Origin of the sequence: Bifidobacterium hapali, from assembly GCF_002259755.1 — a bacterium.
Classification (GTDB): Bacteria; Actinomycetota; Actinomycetes; order Actinomycetales; family Bifidobacteriaceae; genus Bifidobacterium; species Bifidobacterium hapali.
In genome coordinates, this window is record NZ_MWWY01000026.1 from 64,775 (window position 1) to 86,576 (window position 21,802).

Sequence of the window (21,802 nt, forward strand, 5' to 3'; positions counted from 1 at the left end):
TTACTTGACCGAGTGGTTCGTGAGCCTTACGCAACTGATCCGCGCTGTCAAGATCAAGCAAGACAAAGAGAGGGAGGTTGACATGGACACTGGAAATGCTGCATGGATGTTGACATCTGCGTCCCTAGTTTTCCTCATGACGCCGGGTGTGGCGTTCTTCTATGGCGGTATGGTTCGTGCCAAGGCCGTGCTGAACATGCTCATGTTGGAGGCGGCCGCACTGTCGGTTACCGCGATTATTTGGACCCTGTGGGGTTGGTCGATCGCGTACGCTGGCACGTCGATCGGCGGTATTTTTGGCGATCCGGCGACCGGTTTCCTGCTCAAGGATTCGATGGTTGCGCAGGACGGCGTGTTCACTGCGGCGAAGGCGAGCGCGAGCGGCGACTACCCGGGTAGCATCGACGTCGCGTTCCAGACGACGTTCGCTATGATTACCGTGGGTCTGATTTGCGGCGCGATTGCTGAGCGTGTGAAGTACAGCACATGGATGATTTTCGTCGCGCTGTGGATTACGTTCGACTATGCTCCGATGGCTCACATGGTTTGGAACGGCGGTCTATTGTCCGGCAAGGGCGCGATTTCTCAGGCGATCGGCGCGGCTGCGCACGATTTCGCAGGTGGTACGGTCGTGCACATTAACGCCGCAGTTGCTGCACTAATTATCGTTCTCATTATCGGTAAGCGCAAGGGCTTCGGCACGCAACCGATTCGTCCGCATAACGTCCCGTTCGTGATGCTCGGCGCGTTCCTGCTGTGGTTCGGCTGGTTCGGTTTCAACGCTGGTTCCGCGTTCGGTGCGAACGGCACTGCCGGTTACGCGTGGGTGTCTACTACTGCTGCCGCCGCCGCTGCTATGCTCTCGTGGGGCTTCACTGAGAAGATTCGCACCGGCCACTACACCGCGATCGGCGCTGCTTCGGGTATGGTCGCCGGCCTCGTCGGCATCACCCCGGCCGCTGATGTGGTTTCCCCGCTGTGGGCTATCGTGCTCGGCGCGATCGTCGGCGTGCTCACTTGCCTCGCTTGCGGCTTGAAGTTCAAGTTCGGCTACGATGATTCGCTCGACGTGGTCGGCGTGCATGGCGTCGGTGGTTTGACTGGTACCGTTCTCATCGGCTTCTTCGGTGAAGGCACTGGCTTGCTGGCTGGCGGCGACTGGAAGCAGCTCGTCGTGCAGATTATCATCGCGCTCGTCGCCATCCTCTACTCCGGCGTAATCACTGCGATTATCGCGTTCGCGCTTGAGAAGACCGTTGGTTGGCGCGTCACTGAAGCTCAGGAAATCGGCGGTATCGATTTGGCCGATCAGGGTGAACGTGGATACGATTTCGCTGGTACTGCCAGCTCCGTTCTCAAGGAGGTGAAGTGAGATGAAGCTCATCACTGCTATCATCCAGCCGCACAAGCTCGACGATGTCAAGGAAGCGCTCGCCGCAGCCGGCGTGCACGGCCTGACTGTTTCGGAAGCCAACGGTTACGGTCGCCAGCGCGGCCACACTGAGGTTTATCGTGGTGCTGAATACACGGTTGACTTGATTCCGAAGATTCGTATCGAAGTGCTGTCTGACGATGCAGATGCCGATACGCTGGTTGACGTGATTGTCAAGTCGGCTGGTTCCGGCACGATCGGCGACGGTAAGGTTTGGGTTGCGCCGCTTGATTCCGTGACTCGCGTGCGTACCGGCGAAACCGGTTCTGCTGCGATCTGATCGCGGCTGTTAAGACTCCCGGACTGTGCTGTCGCTTACGGTTCGGGTATCGGTAAGACAGATCCCCGCACGCTGCGTTACGCCGTGCGGGGATTTTTATATACATTTTCACACGTCCGGCTTGGAGAACGAGAAGCCGAAATAGGAAGCCGAGAGGAATACGCATGACTTCGGCAGTCGATCAACTGAAATCACGATTCATGGCGATGAGTCAGCCCGACGCGGACGGCATTTACCGCAACGGTGCGGCCAAACGTAAGGCGCGCACTGATCTCGCCGTCGACTGCCTAACTCGACTGTGGACGGAAGCAACAGCCAACGTCTCGTTTGACATGCCGTCAACTGGCGTCGGACTCGCTGCAGTCGGCTCGCTCGCGCGCGGACAGATCGGTCCCAGCTCAGATATCGATCTCGTGATCATCTACGAATCGCACACGCTCGACGATCACCAACTCAACGAACTCGCCAACAGTATCTGGTATCCAATGTGGGATTCCGGACTTGACCTCGACCATTCTGTACGCACGCGGCAACAATGTGAAGCAGTCACCGATAAAGACTTGCCGGCTGCGATGGGCTGGCTCGACGTGCGGCCGATCGCCGGTGACACGCAGCTGATCGCGGACACTGCCGCATCCATTCTCGAACGCTGGCGCAAAGCCGCGCGCAAACGACTGCCCGAACTGCTCGCTTCCGCCGACAAACGATTGGACGAGTTTGGTCGTCTGCCGTACCTCAATCAGCCAAATATTAAGGAAGCGCGCGGCGGATTGCGTGACTCGGTACTCGTTTCTGCGCTCGCCGCATCGTGGCTTGCGGACCGTCCGCACGGCTCGTACGACGCGGCGGTCGACGCGCTGCTCGACGTGCGCGATTGCATCCACTTGGTTGCGAACAAGGATACGAACCTGCTGTTGCCGCCGTATCAAGCCAAAGTTGCGGCCATGCTGGGCCTGGCGGACCCGACGCTGCCTGAGGATGAGCGGGCGGCTCGTTCGATTGACGATTTGCAGACGCGACTGGCTCGGCTTGGTCGCACGATCGCGTTTTCGCTCGATTCGACTGCGTCGCGCGCCGAGCATTCGCTCACGCATGAGCGGCCGCGATTCTCGTTCTTCCAAATGATGAGTCCGCGCGCGGGCGGCAAACGCGAGGCGCCGACGTTCGAGGTGCTTGCTCCGGGGATTGTTGCGCACGAGCGCGAAGTGGTCTTGGCGCCCGGTGTTGACCCGTCGCGTGACGCTGTGCTGGCGCTGCGAGCTGCGACTGCCGCCGCTGAATTTGAGCTACCGATTAACCCGGGAACGCTGATGAATTTGCGGCGGTGTCCGATTCGCGATTCCGTGTGGAGTGCCGAGGCGCGGGAGTTGTTTGTGCGGTTGCTCGCTTCGGGGTCGGCGTTGATGGACGTGTGGGATGAGCTTGATTTCGTTGATATTCCGGGGCGGTGGATTCCTGAATGGTTGGGTATTCGCAATCGGCCGAGCGCGTCGGCGGCGCATCGGTATACGATTGACCGACACAGTATCGAGGTGGTGACTCGGCTTGGGCGCGAGTCGGCGGCTCCGGGGGGTGGTGCCGGGGCTGGGACCGGTGGCGGCGAGCGCTATGATGACGCGCATTACACGGCACTGTTGCTGGCTGGGTTACTGCACGACATTGGCAAGCGACCGTTTGTGACCGATCACGCAGCTGAGGGGGCGAAGCATGTGCCGGTGATTTTGCGGCGTATGGGCTTTGATGCGCGTGTGGTGCGGTGGGCCACACTGCTGGTGCGGGAGCATTTGACACTGTCTGAATTTGCGACCGGGCGTAATCCGAATGATCCTGCAGTAGGCGATGAGCTGGCTGGGCGGCTCGATCATGACCCTGTGTTGCTTGATATGCTGTACGACTTGACGCGTGCAGATGGGTCGTCACTGGGTGCGACCGCCAGCGAGCAGATCACCAAACAATACGGGTGGTCCACATGGCGCGAGTCGCTCGTCCAAGCCATCTACAACGCCACCCGCTATCACCTGTGAAGGCAGGCGGGCCTATGGTTTTTCGGCTCCCCTGACAAGGGGAGCCACGATAGGGTGCACTTCGCGGCCAGCTCGTCCTGTTGCCGCAATAATTCCCCATCAGCGCGTTTTATCCATCTGATCTGTGTGTGTTCTCAGTTCCGCTATGGGTCAACTCATCCCGCAACATAGAGCCGCGCTACCTTTTTACTTACTTCATCCATTTGTCGGTGCGAATGCGCAGGCCGTTGCATAAGCCGCGGCCGCCCATAAGCACAATATTGAACATCAGCCAGAGCGCGACGGTGCGCAACGTATCGCCGTTGCTGCCGCCAGCCGGTATCGCGCTAATCAGTAGATCATCCACGCTCATAATCAGCACAATGTACACCGCCGCAGTCAACGTACACGTCAACGCAAGATATCGATAATCGCGCGCGCCGATCAAAATACCGTCCAATGCCATCATCCAACCTTGCAACGGGAAAAACACGCCCATCGTGACCATGCCAACCGCCACCAGCAGCTGAACGTGCGGCGTCGGCGAAAACATGCGCCCCGCGAATAGTCCAACCATCGCGAATCCTAAGCCAAGAATCACGCCCGTAGCTAATCCCGCGCGGCCCGTCACGTCAGTCAGACGGCGCGCTTGAGTGACGCGTTGAGCGCCGAGCGCTGTCGCTACCAACGTCTGACCGGCAATACCAACCGAGTCGAGCATGTTCATCGCGAAATTCCACGACGAATTCACCGCTTGAAAACCAGCCAGCACCGACGTTCCCATGCGTGCGGCGCTCGCAACCGTGACCACCATTGCCGCGCGAATCGCCAGCGTGCGGATAAATAACGGCAGTCCGTCGCCGCCCGCCGCGGCCATGCCTGACAGCTGCGGTCGCAGCGTCGCACCGTCCGCGCGCGCCCACAAAATCGCCGGAATTGCAAGAAACAGTCCCATATACCATTGCGCGATCAGCGTTGCTGCGCCCGATCCCGCGATACCCCAGCGCAGCACGATCACGAACAGCACGTCGAGCACGGTGTTCAGTATTGCGCCGCTCACCGCCGCGATCAGTGTGATGCGCACCTTCTGTAGCCCGCGGAAAATACCGTTCGCCGCGTACACCAGCAGCATGCCGGGCGCGCCGAGCACAATCGCGCGCGTGTAGGTGACGGCCTGATCGAGGACTTCGCTGCTTGCTGTACCGCCGATTGCGCGGCACAGCGGTTCGGCGCCGATGAACAGTGCGATGCCAAGTATGATGCCGATGGTGAGTGCCAGCCACAGTCCGTCGATGCCAGCTTGGAGTCCTGCGCGACGGCGGCCAGCGCCCAGTAAATGCGCGACTTGTGCGGTGGTTGAGTAAGCGAGGAAAATGCACAGGCCGACGGCGGTGAGAATGATGGTTGAGCCGATTGACAGGCCGGCCAGCGCTGCGTCGCCGATGTGGCCGACGATGGCGGTGTCGATGAGGATGAACGTCGGTTCGGCGATAAGCTGACCGAACGTGGGGACGGCGAGCGTGAGGATGCGGCGGTATGCGGATGGTGCGCTTGGTGCTGCGTGATCGGAGGGATTCGTGCTCATGCTCATACAGTTCACCGTACTCATGGGGACGGTCGGAGTGCTGAGGTGGCGGATGCGCAGGGTGATCGGCGACTTATTGAGTGATTGCTGTTGACTAGAACCCTGCGTCAGAAGTTTGTGAACGATGTTATCGGCTACTCTGATAAGGAGAGCCATTCTAGCTAAGAGGTAGCGAATTCATTAATGGATTAATGAAGCGGGGAGCATTGCGCAGAATCGCACAAAAATGATGTTCGTTTGTGATTTGAGATGAGTGGCTGGTTGCGATAGCACAGTTTCGCAGCGAATGCCAAATCGCAGTCTCATGGGCGGTGGATTATCCACGGGTTATCCCCATGTTATCCACATGGTTATCCCCAATATGTGGATAACTGTGTGGATTATGCACCGAGTTATCCCCGAAATGTGGATAACTGGATTTTAGTTATCCACAGCGCAATAATCCGAGCGTGTCGTGCTGTGGAATCGATCGTAAACGCGCGGTGACGACTACGTTGCGGTTTGCATCGCACACACTGTTATTGACTAATTATCATTAGGCGTCAATCATGCCTGCTGCATGTTTTTGTGATTTTGCGGCGGACCCTATTCTAGGTTCCGCCGGAATATCACAGAACATGGCCCGAAAATGTGATTTTCCGGCGGAGTGCCCACGAACCTCCGCCGGAATGTCACAAAAATGAGGGTCTAAGTGTGATTTTGCGGCGGACATGTTGAGAACTTCCGCCGGAATGTCACATTTAGAGTGGTTTCGTGTGATTGCCGCAGAAGTAGGGCCTGAAATGTGATATTGCGGCGGACCTTACCTTGAGTTCCGCCGGAATATCACAGAAAGTGGCCCGAAAATGTGATATTGCGGCGGAGTGCCCATGAACTTCCGCCGGAATGTCACGTTTAGCACCCGTTTTTTGTGATTTTGCGGCGGAGGTTGGTGAGTTCTCCGCCGGAATGTCACACTGACGGGTCTACTCGTGTGATGTTTGCCATCAATCACCGCCTCAGCCCCGTTCACCCAGCGATGACGGGGACGCCCTATACTCGGTGTCTATGGCAGAAGGAATCACTTGGGATGAGGCAAACCGGGATCGCGACAGCCGCAACAACGCCAGCGGAGCGCCGATCCGCGACGCACTGTTCGACCGCGTACCGCCACACGACGACGACGCAGAAATGGCCGTCCTTGGCGGCATGCTGATGAGCAAGGACGCCATCGGCGAAGTTTCGCAGATGATCGACGTCACTGACTTCTACCAGCCGAAACATCAAACGATTTACGAAGCGATCATCGGCCTGTTTTCCGCATCCCAGCCGGTCGACGTGGTCCTCGTTGCGAACAAGCTCCTCGCGGACGGCGATCTTGAGAAAGTCGGCGGCGCAGACTATCTGCACAGCCTCGTCGCATCCGTCCCAACTGCCGCAAACGCTACGTATTACGCCGATATCGTGCACCAGCGCGCGGTGTTGCGCAACGTGATCGCAGCCGGTACGAAAATCGCGCAGCTCGGCTATTCTGCGGAAGGATCGCAGGCCGAGGACGTCGTCAATCTCGCGCAAGCCGAAGTCTACGAGATGAGCGTCGGCAAAGTACGACAGGATTACTCGGCGATCGGTCCGGTTGTGCACGATACGCTTGAGCAGCTCGACAAACTGCAAAACGGGCAGATGGAACGCGGCGTGCCGACGGGATTTCGCGATATTGACGACGTGACGCAAGGCTTACAGCCCGGTCAGATGGTCGTTGTTGCAGGTCGCCCGGCGATGGGTAAGTCGACGCTCGGCATCGATTTCGCACGCGCTGCCGCGCTCAAACACGGCATGACGACGATCGTGTTCAGCCTTGAGATGAGCAAAGTGGAGCTTGCACAGCGTATTATTTCCGCCGAAACTGGCATTCCGCTCGTGGTCATGCGCCGCGCAGACGCCGACAGTCTTACCCCCGATCGCTGGACGCAACTCAATAATTTCTGGGCGAAAATGCAGAACGCGCCGCTGTTTATCGACGACAGTCCGAACATGTCGCTGATGGAAATCCGTGCAAAATGCCGTCGGCTCAAGCAAACGAACGATCTCAAACTCGTGGTGATCGACTACCTGCAGCTCATGACCTCTGGAAAGCAGGTCGAAAGCCGCCAGCAGGAAGTGTCCGAGTTTTCGCGCGCGCTGAAGCTGCTTGCGAAGGAACTTGAAGTGCCGGTGGTCGCGCTGTCGCAGTTGAACCGTGGACCGGAAATGCGTAACGATAAGAAGCCGCAGCTGTCTGATTTGCGTGAATCTGGCTCGATCGAACAGGACGCCGACGTGGTGTTCCTCGTGCATCGTCCGGATTTCTACGACAAGGAAGATCGGCCCGGCGAGGCGGATATTATCATGGCGAAGCATCGTAACGGTCCGACGGAAACGTTCCATCTGCTGTTCCAAGGCGAGCGATCGCGCTTCCACGACATGCCGCAGGATTACGCCGTCAATCAGGGGGTGTGAGACATGAGTGATACGAGACAGAACGCGAGTCAGGCTGCAAGCCAACCTGCCGCAACGCAACCCGCGTGTTCTATCGCAACGCCGGCGATCGGCAAGCTCGTCCGTCTGGCCGCGCGCGTGACTCACCACGGCGGTTCCGCGCTGCCCGGCCGCGTGATCGAACAGATCGACCCGGGATTCCTCGCGCGTACGCTCGCGCAACTGCCGCTCGGCGTGGTACTCGTGTCCGGCACGAACGGCAAGACGACGACCACGCGCATGGTCGCGTCTATGCTGTCCGATCTTGGCTTGCGCGTGTTTACGAACCCGACCGGCTCGAATTTCACGCGCGGTGTAGCTTCCGCACTGCTGGAACGCGTGACGCTCGGCGGCCGATTGGACGCGGATATTGCGGTACTTGAATTGGATGAAGCGTACGCCGTGCATTTTGTGCGGCAAGTGCGCCCGCGATACGCGCTGCTGCTCAACGTGATGCGCGATCAGCTCGACCGGTTCGGTGAGATCGATAACACTGCGCGACTGCTCGGTCACGTGGCGGCTGCGACAACCGGTACCGTGGTATTGAATCGTGAGGACCCGCGTATCGCGCGGCTTGCTGAGCTCGTGCGCGAGCCTGGTGCAGACGTGCGGTATTTCGGATTGAGTGACGATTTACGATCGTTTTTCCCGTCCGACGACGATATGGCGACGACCGTGGCGGTTGAGAGCGCGGCTGGCGATGCGAACGTTGCACCGACTCGCGCATCCAACACACCCGCTCCAACCCCTGCGCTTCCTGCCGACGTAACCCTCACCCGCGTAGGCGATCACGAAGCCGACTTCCTCATCGCCGGCGAAACCAAACCGCGCACCACCACCGTGAAACTCGAAGGCGTATACAACCTGTACAACGCGGCCGCCGCACTCGCGGTCGTGCGCGCGGTGCAGGATGACGCTCGACGGTTCGGTTTCCTAGAGATATGCGCAGGCAGCGACGGTCCACACGAGCAAACCCCGCGCGAACGGACGTTTGCCAGTCTGCAATCAGCGATCAGATACAACGATGACCTGTTCAAACGAGTGTACAAGGTTCGCACAGCCGAACTCGACGACCTCCTCGCCGCCGTCGCTCACGTCACCCCGGCGTTCGGCCGCGGCGAAATCATCGACGTCAACGGTCAGCCAACCGAACTGCTGCTGGTCAAGAATCCGATGGGATTCCGCCTCTCGCTCGCTAGTTTCCCGCCGTCCGCCGATACGGACACGATGATCGTCATCAACGACGAGTACGCCGACGGCCGCGACATGAGTTGGCTGTGGGACGTCGACTTCACCAGTCTGCGTGAAACAGGCGTGAAACAAGTCTCCGGCGTGCGTGCGTGGGACATGGCGTTGCGACTCGGCTACGATCAAGTGCCAGTCGACTCGGTCAATACCGACATTGACGCTGCGCTCGCCGCATTCGTACGCCCCGATTCGGCACGCCCCGGCAAACGCAACCATATTTACTGTACGTACACCGCGATGCTTGCTGTACGTGCCGCACTCGCGCGCATCGCCGACGTTCCGGACGCCGGCGTCGGCAAGTAAACGAGCTGTCGAGTCAGCGAGCAACAGGCAAAGGACCCAACATGACCACCATCGATATCATGTCGCTCTACTCGAAAGACATGAACATTTACGGAGACTCCGGCAACGTGCTCACCATCGCGCGACGGCTCGCGCTGTACGGATATGAGCCGCGTGTCACCGCGTACGATCAAGGCGACGACTGGCCGGACCACGTTGACATGATTCTCGGTGGCGGCGGTCAAGACACCGGGCAGAAAAAAATCATCGACGATCTGTTCCGTCGCGCCGATCAACTGCGTGCGCTCGCGGCTGACGGTGTGCCGATGCTCATGATCTGCGGCCTGTACCAACTGTTTGGTGAGTATTTCGAGACGATCGACGGCACGCGGCTTGACGGTATCGGCGTGATCGGTGCGTACACGGTCGGCCGTGACGTGCGCATGATCGGCAATCTCGTTGAGCACAGTGACGATTTTGGTGACGTAATCGGGTACGAAAATCATTCCGGACAGACGTTCCTGCGCGACGGCGTGCGGCCGTTGGGGCGCGTGAATGCTGACGGGCGCGGCAACAACGGCGAGGATCATACGGAAGGCGCGCGCGTGCACAATGTGATCGGCACGTACATGCACGGCTCGCTGCTGCCGAAAAATCCGGCGATCGCTGATTTTCTGATTCGCACGGCGGTTGAGCGGCGGTATGGAGCGTTCGCTCCGGAGCGGTATCAGAACGACGATCAGCGTGCGGCGCTTGCTGAGCTGGATGAAGCGGCGACGCAGGCGCGGCGCGTTGCAGCTGCTCGCCCGCGGTGAGCGATGATTTAGCGGCGAATGAAGAGTTGACCGGGGAAATTACGGCTGACGACTGCGGTGCGGTCGGGACGCAGTAGCGCGCACGCGAACGGAAAGCGCGCGGCGAGCGCATCCGGCTCGGCGACGAACAGTGCGGTGGCAAGTCCGTCGGCCAGTGCGGTGGGGTAGTTGGCGGATGCTCGGTCGAGTGCGACCCACGTGGCGGCTACGTCGCATACAGGTTGACCGTCGATCGCATTGAGTAGATGATGCAACGCAAGCTGCCCGGACGCTTGCCAGTGACGTCGGCTGGGCGCGCTCGCGCAGAACGATCCTGTGGTCAAGCTCGCTGTGCCGATTGCGTTGGCAGTGTTGTCGGGATCTTCGAGCGCGATCGTGACCGGCTGCACAGAGCGGATACGTAGATCGCCGCCTGCGTCGATAAGTAATTCGGGAGTGCTAATCAACTCAGCGATGAGATCGACGAGATATCCCTTGCCGCACGCGCCAACGTCGAGATGCACCGCGCGGCGAGTGATCAACGTCGTGCCGTGCTGTCCGACTCGCTTCACATCGTCACGCCACGTTGGTCGTCCGTGAACGGCGCCAAGTCGCGCGGTTGCGTCGGCCTCGAGTGTGAACGAGTATTGCGCATCGTAGCCGAGTCGAATTAAGTCCTCGCCGATGCACGGGTCGATCGCGCCATCGGTCGCGTCACACAGCGCGTCGTACAAGTCGAACAGACCGGCTGTCCAGTCTGGAAAATCAAACGTGCCACCGTGCGGCGCGCGTCCCATTGCGGTGAGTAGCGAGTCGTCGCGGAATCGAGACAGTACGGATTCGTACTCGTTGATGAGCACGGCGATATCCGCGTGCAGACCGGACAATTGCGGTGCGGTGGAAGTTGCGTTGCGGCCTAACCGCACGATCATCCCAGTGCCAAGCGCGCCCGGAAACTGCAGCACATGCGGCATTCGCTCACTTAATCCACTCATGCCGTCATCGTACCCACTGAGCGTGCCATTGTTAGTATGAAAAAGTGGCGTACCAATACATTTTTTCATATTAAAAAATGGCACAGCAAGGTTCGGTTTGATATGAGTGCTAGTAGGGGGGTATGAGACTAGCTTGATTATCAAGGGAGTTCTGTCTTGAAATGGCGTATGCGGGCTATTGCGGATTTAGAGACAAATGACGCCGTGCAACAAAGTGCGCTAAAAAATGCAAAATGGCGGAATTTCAATGATTTGCGTGGAAGTGGGGTTGTCTTTACTTGCAGGAAAAGTTCTTTTTGAGGATTTGGAGACAAAAATTTTGTCTCCAAATTGGATATGTGGCCCATTTTTAATTTAGAGACAGAAAAGCAACGAAAGGCATCGGAAACAGCGCAGAAAAACCAAAGCGAAGGAAAAATTAGCTGTATCACGATTAAGGTAAGTACGACACAGTTAAGTATGTAACAGTTAACGATACCTGTAGAACACGGTTCCCTTTGTCAACTTGCACGTTGCCTGCAGTAGGCTGCTTATAGTGTCGTTGGCGTAATGCAGAACGTGGCATACAATGGCACGCTCATGATTCCATTCTCAAAGCCAAAGTTTTTTCCGGATATACGTATGGCATACGGCGCATCGGCTTTCTGCATAAACCGTCCGAGACTTGTTGCGCGTACGTTTTCACCAGATTTGACTTCGATCGGTACCACTCGACCCATATCGGTTTGTGCCACAAATTCAACCTCATATTGTGCGCTATCGGTAGCCGTCCAGTAATAGGTTGGTAGTCCGTTCGCTGCTAGTGTTTGCATCACATAATTTTCGGTGAGCGCACCGCGGAAACGGGGAGATAGCTGTACGCGCATCGCATCAGATAGCCAGGCTTGCGCGTTGAGATGATAACGGTTGAACAGCAGTCCTGTATCGGCCATATATACTTTGAAAAACGAACCGCCACCGCGTGCTTCGAGTGGTGCGTTCGTGTCGTTAGTCTGCTCATTCAGCGTGATCAGACCGGCGGCTTCCAGCCATGCGAGTGGTAGTCGATACTGTCGCTCGCGGCCACCTTTACGTACGTCTGCATACTTGAACTTGCGTGTAGTTTCTCGCGCGAGCTGTTTGGGGATGCTTTGCCAGACTGCTTGCGTGGCGACGACAGTTTCTTCTGGAGCGTATAGAGCAATATCGGCGGTGTATGTATCGTCAATATCTGTTTGCACTGCGCGTACTTGTGTGAGATCGCCTGTAGAACAATACGCGTTGACCGCAGCCGGCAGACCTCCCGTGACCACGTAGCGGCGGTATTGCTCCATTGCTATATCGTGCAAGCTGAATGGTTGACGCGACTCGAAATGCTCGCGTATTGCTTGCGCGAGTTGACTATTGCTGGTAGCCCATAGCCATTCTTCAAAATTGAGTGGATGAAGATGGACCTGTCGAATATCGCTAGGGAAGGGGAGTGTTCGATTGCGTAAGGTGACGCCGAGTTGCGAGCCAGATGCGATGATTCGGTATCCACTGCCAGCGAAAAAGCGTAGAGAGTTGAGTGCTGACTCGCACAGCTGTATTTCATCGAAAGCAATAAGAGTGGTATTGCGATGAATTTCAGTTCCAGCGTATGCGGACAGATCGGCGATGATTTGCTCGATATTTGCTGTGTTCGTGAAGATACTGGATAGATGGGCGAGATCAGTTTGGAAATCGAAATAGACGAAGTTTCCATCGCCAAACGTGGTTTTCCCGAGTTGTGTAATGCTGTATGTTTTGCCTACTCGTCGTGCACCCCGTAAGAGAAGCGGGGGCGCGGATTGGTTGTTTGCCCATGCGGTAAGGGCTGCGTCGATGATGCGTTTCATGAGGACTGTCCTTAACTGTGAGAGTAGATGTGCCATTTTTTTATATAAAAAAGTGTATCACTATGCCACTTTTTTATATAAAAAAGTGGCACGCATTGGTGGGATGCTGTCGGTGAAACTGGGTTTTTTATCGCGGCTCCCCTTGTTTGGACGTTGCCGTGAAGCAAACAAAACGCGGCTCCCCTTGTTAGGGGAGCCGCGAGAGGTTGTCGGCTCGCCGCGATGCGCCGATGGGGGCGGCGAAGAGCGGGGATTGGGTGGGCGAAGATGAACGGGGGGTGAATTCTTGCGGGGATTGCCCGGGGATTGAGCAAATGGGGAAGATTTGACGAGTTTCGTCTCGGGGTGGGGGTATTTCTGATGGTGGATCAGTATAGGCGGGTCCATCGCGATGGGCGGAGGCTTTGTGAGCCGTGATCGGAGTGGATTGCGCATGTAATGGTTTGGATATACCCGTTTGGGGGAAGGAACAATATGGGATCACAAGAGAACCCAAAGAAGGGCGTAGGGGGCGTTCGCAACGTTGTGGCCACATTGGCTGCGGTTGCGACGCTGCTCGGCGGCGGTATCGTCGCCCCTGCTGCCCTCGCTGAGGACCCGACCTCGCCGTCGACTGCCACTTCGCAGCCGGCCGCGCCTGGCAAGTCGGACGCTCAGTCTGATACGAAGAACACTACCGGTACCGGTACGTCGAGCGCTGCGAAGACGATCACCTCGGTCGATAACGCAGCACTGATTCGTGGCAAGCAGGGCGATACCAACATCGCACTGCCGAAGACCGTGACCGCGCACTACAGTGACGGTACGAGCGACGATGTTGCAGTGACGTGGTCCGGTGACGGCTACCAGTCTGACGCTGATCTCGCCAAGCTGCCCGCTGGTATCCACACGTTCAAGGGAACGGTCAAGGGCACCGATCAGCAGCCAACCGTGACGTTGGAACTTGCACAATCGGATCAGCAGAAGACTGAGCAGTCTGATACGAAGGCCGATCAAGCTGCGCCGCAGAACGCTCCTGCTGCACCGCAAGCCAAGGCCGATGATCAGCCCGCAGCGCAAGCCGACGAGTCCGGTAAGACCATTAAGTCGATCGAACCGTACGATTACGGCAAGGAAGCGGTTGGCATTACGCCGGACCTGCCTTATTCATTGGATGCCACCTATACCGATGGAACTACCGGCTACGTATACCCGACATGGGACACGGTTGATTCATCGAAGCCGGGCAAGGTGACTGTCGAAGGCACCATTGAAGGAACCGACCTTAAGGCCACGGCCACGGTCGAGTTCGTTGCCATCAAGAGCATCGAAAAGCTGGAATCGTACGCTTTGCCGGGGCAGCAGCCGGATCTTCCATACCAAGCGAAGATCACGCTGACCGATGGAACTGATCTGAATCGCTATACTACGGGTACATGGACATGGCCTGATGATCTCAACTGGAACGATACCAAAGATGGTCAAGACATCACTGGTACCACTGCGTTGAGAGACTCCGATAACAAGTTGACGACCACTGTCACCGTGCATGTGCGTACTGTCGCTTCGTTCGATAAGGTCGAGGTGACCACTGTTGCTGGTGTGAAACCGGACTTGCCGTATCAGGTCACCGCGAAGCTGAGTGATGGCTCGTCTAAGGATGTCGATGTGACGTGGCCGGAGATTGATGCGAGCAAGTATGCCAAGGCTGGTACGTTCACGGTTGAAGGCACTGTAGAAGGTACCGACAAGAAGGTTACTGCTACGGTGACTGTGCGTGGCATTGTCTCGTTCGATAAGGTTGAGGTGACCACTTTTGAAAACGTGGTTCCCTCTCTGCCATATTCTGTTAACGCGAAGCTGAGTGATGGCTCGTCTACTTATGTCTACGTGACGTGGCCGGAGATTGACGCGAGCAAGTATGCCAAGGCCGGTACGTTCGAAGTGACTGGTCATGTGCGTGACAACAATGGCAACGATACAAGCATCGAGATTAAGGCCACCGTGCATGTGTATGCCATTGTCTCGTTCGACAAGGTTGAGGTGAAAACCCTTGAGGGTGTCAAGCCGTCCTTGCCGTATCAGGTCACTGCGAAGGTGAACGATGGCAAGTCTGTTGATGTCAACGTGACGTGGCCGGAGATTGATGCCAGCAAGTATGCCAAGGCTGGTACGTTCACGGTTGAAGGCACTGCGGAAGGCACCGATGAGAAGGTCACCGCCACTGTCTCTGTGCAGGGGTACAAGCCGCTCGAAAGCGTGTATGTTTCCGCTGGCGTCGGTGATACACCGTATTTGCCATATCAGGTGAACGTCACTCTGGATGACGGCACTCTTGTGCAGTACGAAGTCAATTGGCCGAGTATTGACGCCAGCAAGTACGCTAAGCCTGGCACGTTCGAAGTGACCGGCCATCTGCGTGACGGTAATGGAAACGATACGAGCATCGAAGTCAAGGCCAGCGTGCAGATACTGCCGATTCGTGAGGTCGACACGGATACTATCTACACGATTCCCGGTGTTCCAGCGACGCTGCCGAGCAGTGTTACTGTCACGTTCAGCGACGGCTCTACTTCCTATCGTCCGGTGACATGGGAGAAGGTTGATCCTTCTCAGTACGACAAGGAAGGCGAGTTCTCGGTCAAGGGCACAGTCCAATACACCGACATCTTCGCAGTGTATACGATTCGTGTGGTGCCGATTACGAAGGTGAATAGCGAATCGACCATATCGACGCTTGTCGGTATTAAAGAGAGCTTGCCTTCGTCTGTTTATGTCACGTTCGCTGACGGTAATACTGATTATTGGCCTGTGACGTGGGAATCAATCGACGATGCCAAGTGGAACACCGTCGGCACGTTCGACGTTACCGGTACGCTCAATAACACTGATCTCAAGACCGTGGCGCATGTAACCGTTGCTGGCTTGAAGACTACTCAGTATTCCTATAAGACGTATGTCGGCGGATACTTCAGCATGCCCAATCTGGAATTGACTAATGGTGACTCGTACTTCACGTCGGATATCACATGGTCCAAGGACCCATATGATTCCGCGTTGTATACGAAGCCTGGTGAATACGATTTCACCGGTACGATCAAGGGCACTGAACTCACCTTCACCATGCATGTGTCGGTGCTCGCCGTCAAGAGCATCGAGCAGCTGGAGCCGGTGACCACAGTAACTGGTGTCGCGCCGTCGCTACCAGATGATGTTGTCATCACCCTCACGGATGGAACGACAAGATTATTGTCTGTGAACTGGAAGCCTATCGATCCGAGCCAATACGCCAAGGCCGGCACGTTCTCCGTGGATGGCACGATTAGCAGTATCGGCAAGGGCGTGAAGGTTACCGTCACCGTGCTCGACAGCCAGAAGACCCAAGAAGTCACGATTTCCACGTTGCGTGAATTCGGGCCGAGTCTGCCGTACACCGTGAAGACCACGTTGTGGGATGGTACCTCGCGTGATGTGACGGCACAGTGGGAGAACCCGGACCCGGAGTCGTACAAGACCACTGGTTCGTTCGACGTCAAGGGTTACCTGCTCGGTTCGGAAATCCCGATCGTCGCGCATGTGAACGTCTATGATCCCGCCGACCCAGTCGTGCAGACCATCAACACGACCGTCGGCGTCGCTCCGCAGGATTTACAGACCACGTACCTGAGCGTGAAGCTCGCGAATGGTGACGTGTTCCAGACGCCGTACGATTACCCGGTCACATGGGCCAAGATCGACCCGTCGAGCTACGCGAAGGCCGGTTCGTTTGACGTCGAAGGCACCTTCTTCGCCAAGAGCATCAAGGTCTACACGCGTGTGATCGTCGGTGAGGTCTACGGATGGACTCGTTGGTCCAACCCGTACAAGACCCAGTATGTGATTGGTTCCGGCGACTTCGCACTGCCGACGACTCTGCAGGCCATCACCTCCGACGGTGATTACACCACGCTGCCTGTGACTTGGGACTCGTTCGATAAGAACCTGCTCAAGAAGGACGGCGCGACGATCACGGTCAACGGCAAGGCTACTGGTGCTAAAGCGCTGACTACGAAGGCAATCATCTCCGTGGTAGGTGTCAAGTCCGTTAAACCGTCTGATCCTGTAACCGTAATCGCCGGCACCATGCCGCAGTTGCCGTATAGCGTAACTGGCACGTTGTCAAACGGTGACGATGCATACCTGGACGTCACGTGGGATTCCATCAAGCCTGAACAGTATGCAAAGGCCGGCTCCTTTACCGTTAACGGCAAGGCTGGTACCAGCTATGACGGCGATAAGACCATCCCGGTGTCAGTGAAGGTCAACGTCGTGAACGATATCACGTCCGCCGATCCGGTAGACGCGTGGACCGTCCCCGGTGTCAAGCCGTCGCTGCCGAGCTCGGTGACCGTCGACTTCCCGAAGTCCGTTCCGGCTCGCATCAGCGACTTCTTCAAGGCAATCGGACGCGCCGCATCTGGCAAAGCCGATACCGAGAACAAGCCGTCGCTGTATGTGAAGTGGAACGATATCAATCCGGACCAGTACGCGAAGGATGGTTCCTCGTTCACCGTTGAAGGCACGATCGAAGGCAGCAAGGTCAAGGCTAAGGCGACTGTCAAGGTCTCCGCAGTCAAGACCGTCAAGATCGCACCGGTCACCACGGTTGCGCAACGTTCCCCGTCTCTGCCAAACCCGATCGATGTCATCACCAATGACGGCGCTACCCGTCAGATGAACGTCAACTGGGATAGCATTCCAGCCAGCTCCTATCAGGAACCTGGCTCGCTGTTCACTGTCAGCGGTCAGGCTTACCTAGGAAGTTCCGATTCCATACCGGTGAGCACCACCGTGTACGTGCGTCAAGTCACCAAGGTCGTCACTTCTTCGATGGACGGTCTGGTGACTGAAGCTGGCACGGCGCCGATCCTGTTCGCTAACCTGCCTGTCGAAACCACGTCCGGTCAGGTCATCAACGCTCCGGTCGACTGGGACAAGATTGCGCCGTCCAAGTACGCCGAGACTGGTGAGTTCGACGTTACCGGTCATCTGGCATCCGTCAGCGGTACTGTCTCCGAAGCCAGCCTCATGACCGCACGCTCGCTCGACGCGCGTGCGACCACCCAGAATGGCACCGTTACCGTCAAGGTCAAGGTTGTTGCCCAGCAGAAGACTGCGCAAGTCAGCCTTATCGACTACACGACGAACACGATCACGCCGGGCGAGGACTTCACCCTGCCTAAGACTGTGACCGCGTACATGTCGGACGGAAGCACTCGTGGATATAGCCCGATCGATGGCTCGAATGATGGCTTGCCAGTCAAGTGGGATACTTCCAAGGTTGACTTCACCAAGCCTGGCAACTACGACATCATCGGTACTGTGACGCTCGACGGCAAGACCCTCGACAAGAAGGCGCACTACTACCTGACCGTGGCTGACGTCGCGGCTGGTACGCTCACTGGCTTCGAGCCGATCACCAAGCAAGTCGCCGCTGGTGCCAAGGCCAAGGATGTCGCTGCAATCCTGCCGCAGCAGGTCACTGCGAAGTACTCCGACGGTACGTCGCGTCTCGCGACTGTCGCATGGGATCTCACCCCGCTGACCGACGAGTCGCTGACCAAGGTCGGCAACAAGATCGAAATCAACGGTAACGTCGACGGCACTACGGTTCAGGCAAAGGCAACCATCGAGGTCGTCAAGCCAGCCGAGCTGCCGCAGCAGCCAGCCGACATCAAGCTGAGCACTCCGGAAGGCGTCAAGCCGACCCTGCCGGCGACCATCACGCTTAAGTACGCCTCCGGCGCCGCGAGCGTGGACTCCAAGGTCACATGGTCTGAGTTCGGCGACAACCTGTGGGCAGACGGCAAGGCCGGCACCACGTTCACCGTCACCGGTATCACCGAAGTCGGCGCGTTCACCGTCAAGGCTGTCGTCACCGTCAACAAGGTCAAGAAGTACACGTTCACGTTCGACGCGAACGGTGGCAAGCTGGCCGACGGTACGGACGCCACGGTCGTCGTGCGCGAAGGCAACGATCTCGCTGCCCCGGCCGACCCGACCCGCGCGGGCTTCGTGTTCGCCGGCTGGTACGACGCGGCCAAGGGCGGCAAGAAGGTCACGCTCCCGTTCACCCCGACCGGTGACGAGTATGCAAAGACCCTCTACGCACACTGGTCCGAGAAGCCGATCCCGGCCGAATCCGTCACGATCACCGGCAACGGCGTCAAGGACGGCAAGGCAACCGTCGCCAAGGGTGCAACGCTTGACGTCACGGCTAGTGTCAAGCCGGCCAACGCGACCGATTCTTCCGTGGTCTGGACGTCATCCGATCCGAAGATCGCAACCGTCACGGCCAACGACAACGGCACCGCGACCATCAAGGCAGTGCGCGGCGGTAAGGCAACCATCACGGCCGCAACCAAGCCGCTGAGCAGTGTGCCCGGCGACAAGGCCAAGACCGCGAGCGTTGAGATCACGGTGCCGGCAACGGTCACCGAGATCGCAGCCAAGGTCAGCAAGAGTGCGTACACCAAGGGTGACACGTTCGACGCGTCCACCCTCACCGTCACGGCCAAGCTTGACGACGGCACCAGCCGTACGCTCAAGTCAAGCGAGTACACGCTGTCTGACACGACGCTCAACGAGGTCGGCTCCAAGTCCGTCACCGTCACGTACGGTGCGAACACGGCCATCAAGACCACGTTCACGTTGACCGTCGCACAGCGTTACTGGAAGGTCACGTTCGACTCCAACGGCGGCTCTGCCGTCGCGCCGACCAGCGTGGCTGACGACGGTACGTCGCACGTCACCAAGCCGGCCGATCCGACCCGCGAAGGCTTCGCGTTCGCAGGTTGGACCACCGATCGCGACGGTAAGCAGCCGTACGGATTCGACGTGGCTGTGACCGGCGACCTGACCCTGTACGCACAGTGGAAGGATGCTGCGGCTCCGGTCATCTCCGGTGTGGCAGACGTCTATGTGGTCCAGAAGAGCACGTTCGACCCGCTGGCTGGTGTGAGCGCAACCGATAACGTCGACGGCAAGGTCGAGGTTACGGTGGAGCCCAGCTCGGTTGACACTTCCGCTGCAGTTGGCACCGTGACCACGCTCACCTACACTGCGACCGACAAGGCCGGCAACAAGGCCACCGCGACGCGTAAGGTGACCATCGTCGAAAAGACGGTGGATGTGGACGAAGCCAAGACCGCGATCACGGGCGAGGGTGTCAAGGACGGCAAGGCTACGGTTGCCAAGGGCAAGACGCTTGCTCTTACCGCTTCCGTGGCACCGGCCGACGCGACCAACGTCACCGTTGAGTGGAGCGTGTCCGATGCTGCCGTTGCATCCGTTGCGGCTGCGTCTGACGGCTCGCGCGGCGCTGTTGTCAAGGCTCTGCGCGGCGGCAAGGCGACCGTGACGCTCAAGGTCTACCAGATCAACCCCGTTGGCTTGAAGCCCGGCGAGAAGAAGCTGGTTGCGACCAAGACCGTCGAGATCAACGTGCCGAAGACTGCTACCTCGGTTGAACCGCTCGCTGACGTGACCGTGTTCGCTGGACGCGCGCCTGAACTGCCGAAGACCGCTACTGTGGTTTACGACGACGGCTCGAAGGAGTCCGGCAAGGCGATCGCGTGGGATGCTGAGCAGTTTGTTGACTGGCCGAAGGCGCAGATCGGCTTCTCCACTGTGCTCAACGGTACGGTCGAGGGTCTGCCGATTACGGTGAAGGTCACTGTGGTCAACGATAGCGAGGCTCCGGTGTTCGCTGGCGTGGACGACAAGACCATCACGGTTGGCACTGCGTTCGATCCGCTGGCTGGCGTTTCCGCATCTGATAATGCGGACGGCGACGTGACCGCGAACATCACGGTTGAAGGTACGGTTGACACGGCTAAGGCTGGCAGCTACGCGCTGACCTACACGGTGTCGGATTCGTACGGCAACGTGACGACGGCGGTGCGTACGATCACCGTGTCGGCGAAGCCGGTGCCGGGTGAGCCGGGTAACGGCGGCAACGGTGGTACGAACGGTGGCTCTGGTCAGGGTGGTCAGTCTGGCAAGCCGGGTACTGAGCAGCTCGTCACCAAGCCGACTAACGTGCCGAACACTGGTGCTGTCTCCAGCGTGGCTGCTCTAGTCGCGCTGATGCTCGCCGGCGCCGGCCTGATCATGCAGTTCGGCGTTACCCGTACTCGCCGCGGCAACTCCCGCGGCCGTCACCAGCGCTGAGTCCCGCTCGGCAGCCCCTCTAACGGGGCTGCCCTAATGGCTTCCCTTGCCAAGGGGAGCTGCGAACGGCAATAAACGTAAGGTGGTTACTCATCCTTTCCGGGTGAGTAACCACCTTTTGTCGTTGCGATATCGCGTGAGGTTATTGTTGCTCAGTAATCGCGAAGCTGATGTTGTGGCCAGTTCTCGAATGTCGTGTGTTCGTAGACGGTTTCGGGGGCAATATCAATGCTGTCATCCAGCCATATGGCAGTCTGTCCATCCGTTGTATATGAAGAAGTGTCACATCACGATGTGGTTGGCTCTGAGTGTTGGTAGGGGGTATGGGATTGGGCTGATTATGAGGGGGATTTTGTCTCGAAATGGCATATGCGGGATATTTCGGATTTGGAGACTGATGGCGACAAGTGACGGAGTCCGCTTAAAAATGCAAAATGGCGGAATTCCAATGATTTGCGCAGAAGTGAGGTTGTCTTTACTTGCGGGAAAAGGTCTTTTGGGGATTTGGAGACAAAAATTTTGTCTCCAAATTGGTGACGAGGTCCATTTTTAATTTGGAGACAGAAAAGCGCCGAAAACACGGGTGTTTATGAAAAAGGATGATTGAGTTTCCTCGTGAATGCTCCGTTTGAGGATGTATT

At 57.8% G+C, this 21,802-nt stretch carries 10 protein-coding genes; 7 read left to right on the plus strand and 3 right to left on the minus strand.

From position 1 onward, the window contains the following. Positions 1-82 precede the first annotated feature (82 nt). The 3 genes from BHAP_RS07230 to BHAP_RS07240 all read left to right on the plus strand — a co-directional run bounded on the left by BHAP_RS07230 (position 83) and on the right by BHAP_RS07240 (position 3,736). Positions 83-1,372, plus strand: a complete 1,290-nt coding sequence (locus BHAP_RS07230) for an ammonium transporter (protein ID WP_094730105.1) — start codon at positions 83-85, stop codon at positions 1,370-1,372. 1 nt (position 1,373) lies between these two features. Further along, positions 1,374-1,712, plus strand: a complete 339-nt coding sequence (locus tag BHAP_RS07235) for a P-II family nitrogen regulator (RefSeq protein ID WP_094730065.1) — start codon at positions 1,374-1,376, stop codon at positions 1,710-1,712. A gap of 164 nt (positions 1,713-1,876) precedes the next feature. Then, on the plus strand, positions 1,877-3,736 hold the full coding sequence (locus BHAP_RS07240; protein ID WP_094730066.1) for a [protein-PII] uridylyltransferase family protein: 1,860 nt from the start codon (positions 1,877-1,879) through the stop codon (positions 3,734-3,736). A 190-nt stretch (positions 3,737-3,926) separates the two neighbouring features. Here BHAP_RS07240 and BHAP_RS07245 read toward each other — a convergent pair whose 3' ends face one another. Next, positions 3,927-5,306, minus strand: coding sequence for an MATE family efflux transporter (locus BHAP_RS07245; RefSeq protein ID WP_244569342.1), 1,380 nt, complete (start codon positions 5,304-5,306; stop codon positions 3,927-3,929). Positions 5,307-6,347: 1,041 nt separating this feature from the next. Here BHAP_RS07245 and dnaB point away from each other — a divergent pair. Genes dnaB through BHAP_RS07260 form a run of 3 tightly spaced genes read left to right on the plus strand, consistent with a single transcriptional unit; the run spans position 6,348 to position 10,141 of the window. Then, entirely contained in the window at positions 6,348-7,778 is a 1,431-nt protein-coding gene (gene dnaB / locus BHAP_RS07250) for a replicative DNA helicase (protein WP_094730067.1), read from the plus strand. A 3-nt stretch (positions 7,779-7,781) separates the two neighbouring features. Beyond that, entirely contained in the window at positions 7,782-9,347 is a 1,566-nt protein-coding gene (locus BHAP_RS07255; RefSeq protein WP_094730068.1) for a Mur ligase family protein, read from the plus strand. Positions 9,348-9,388: 41 nt separating this feature from the next. Next, positions 9,389-10,141 (plus strand): type 1 glutamine amidotransferase, encoded by a 753-nt coding sequence (locus tag BHAP_RS07260; RefSeq protein WP_094730069.1) that lies wholly within the window; start codon positions 9,389-9,391, stop codon positions 10,139-10,141. Positions 10,142-10,149: 8 nt separating this feature from the next. Here BHAP_RS07260 and BHAP_RS07265 read toward each other — a convergent pair whose 3' ends face one another. Further along, a complete protein-coding gene (locus tag BHAP_RS07265; RefSeq protein ID WP_094730107.1) occupies positions 10,150-11,115 on the minus strand; it encodes an FAD:protein FMN transferase in 966 nt (321 codons plus the stop codon). Between the two features lie 530 nt (positions 11,116-11,645). Further along, entirely contained in the window at positions 11,646-12,971 is a 1,326-nt protein-coding gene (locus BHAP_RS07270) for an ATP-binding protein (protein WP_158216451.1), read from the minus strand. Positions 12,972-13,445: 474 nt separating this feature from the next. Here BHAP_RS07270 and BHAP_RS07275 point away from each other — a divergent pair, with 474 nt between their 5' ends. Further along, positions 13,446-21,161, plus strand: a complete 7,716-nt coding sequence (locus tag BHAP_RS07275; protein WP_158216452.1) for an Ig-like domain-containing protein — start codon at positions 13,446-13,448, stop codon at positions 21,159-21,161. Positions 21,162-21,802: the final 641 nt, after the last annotated feature.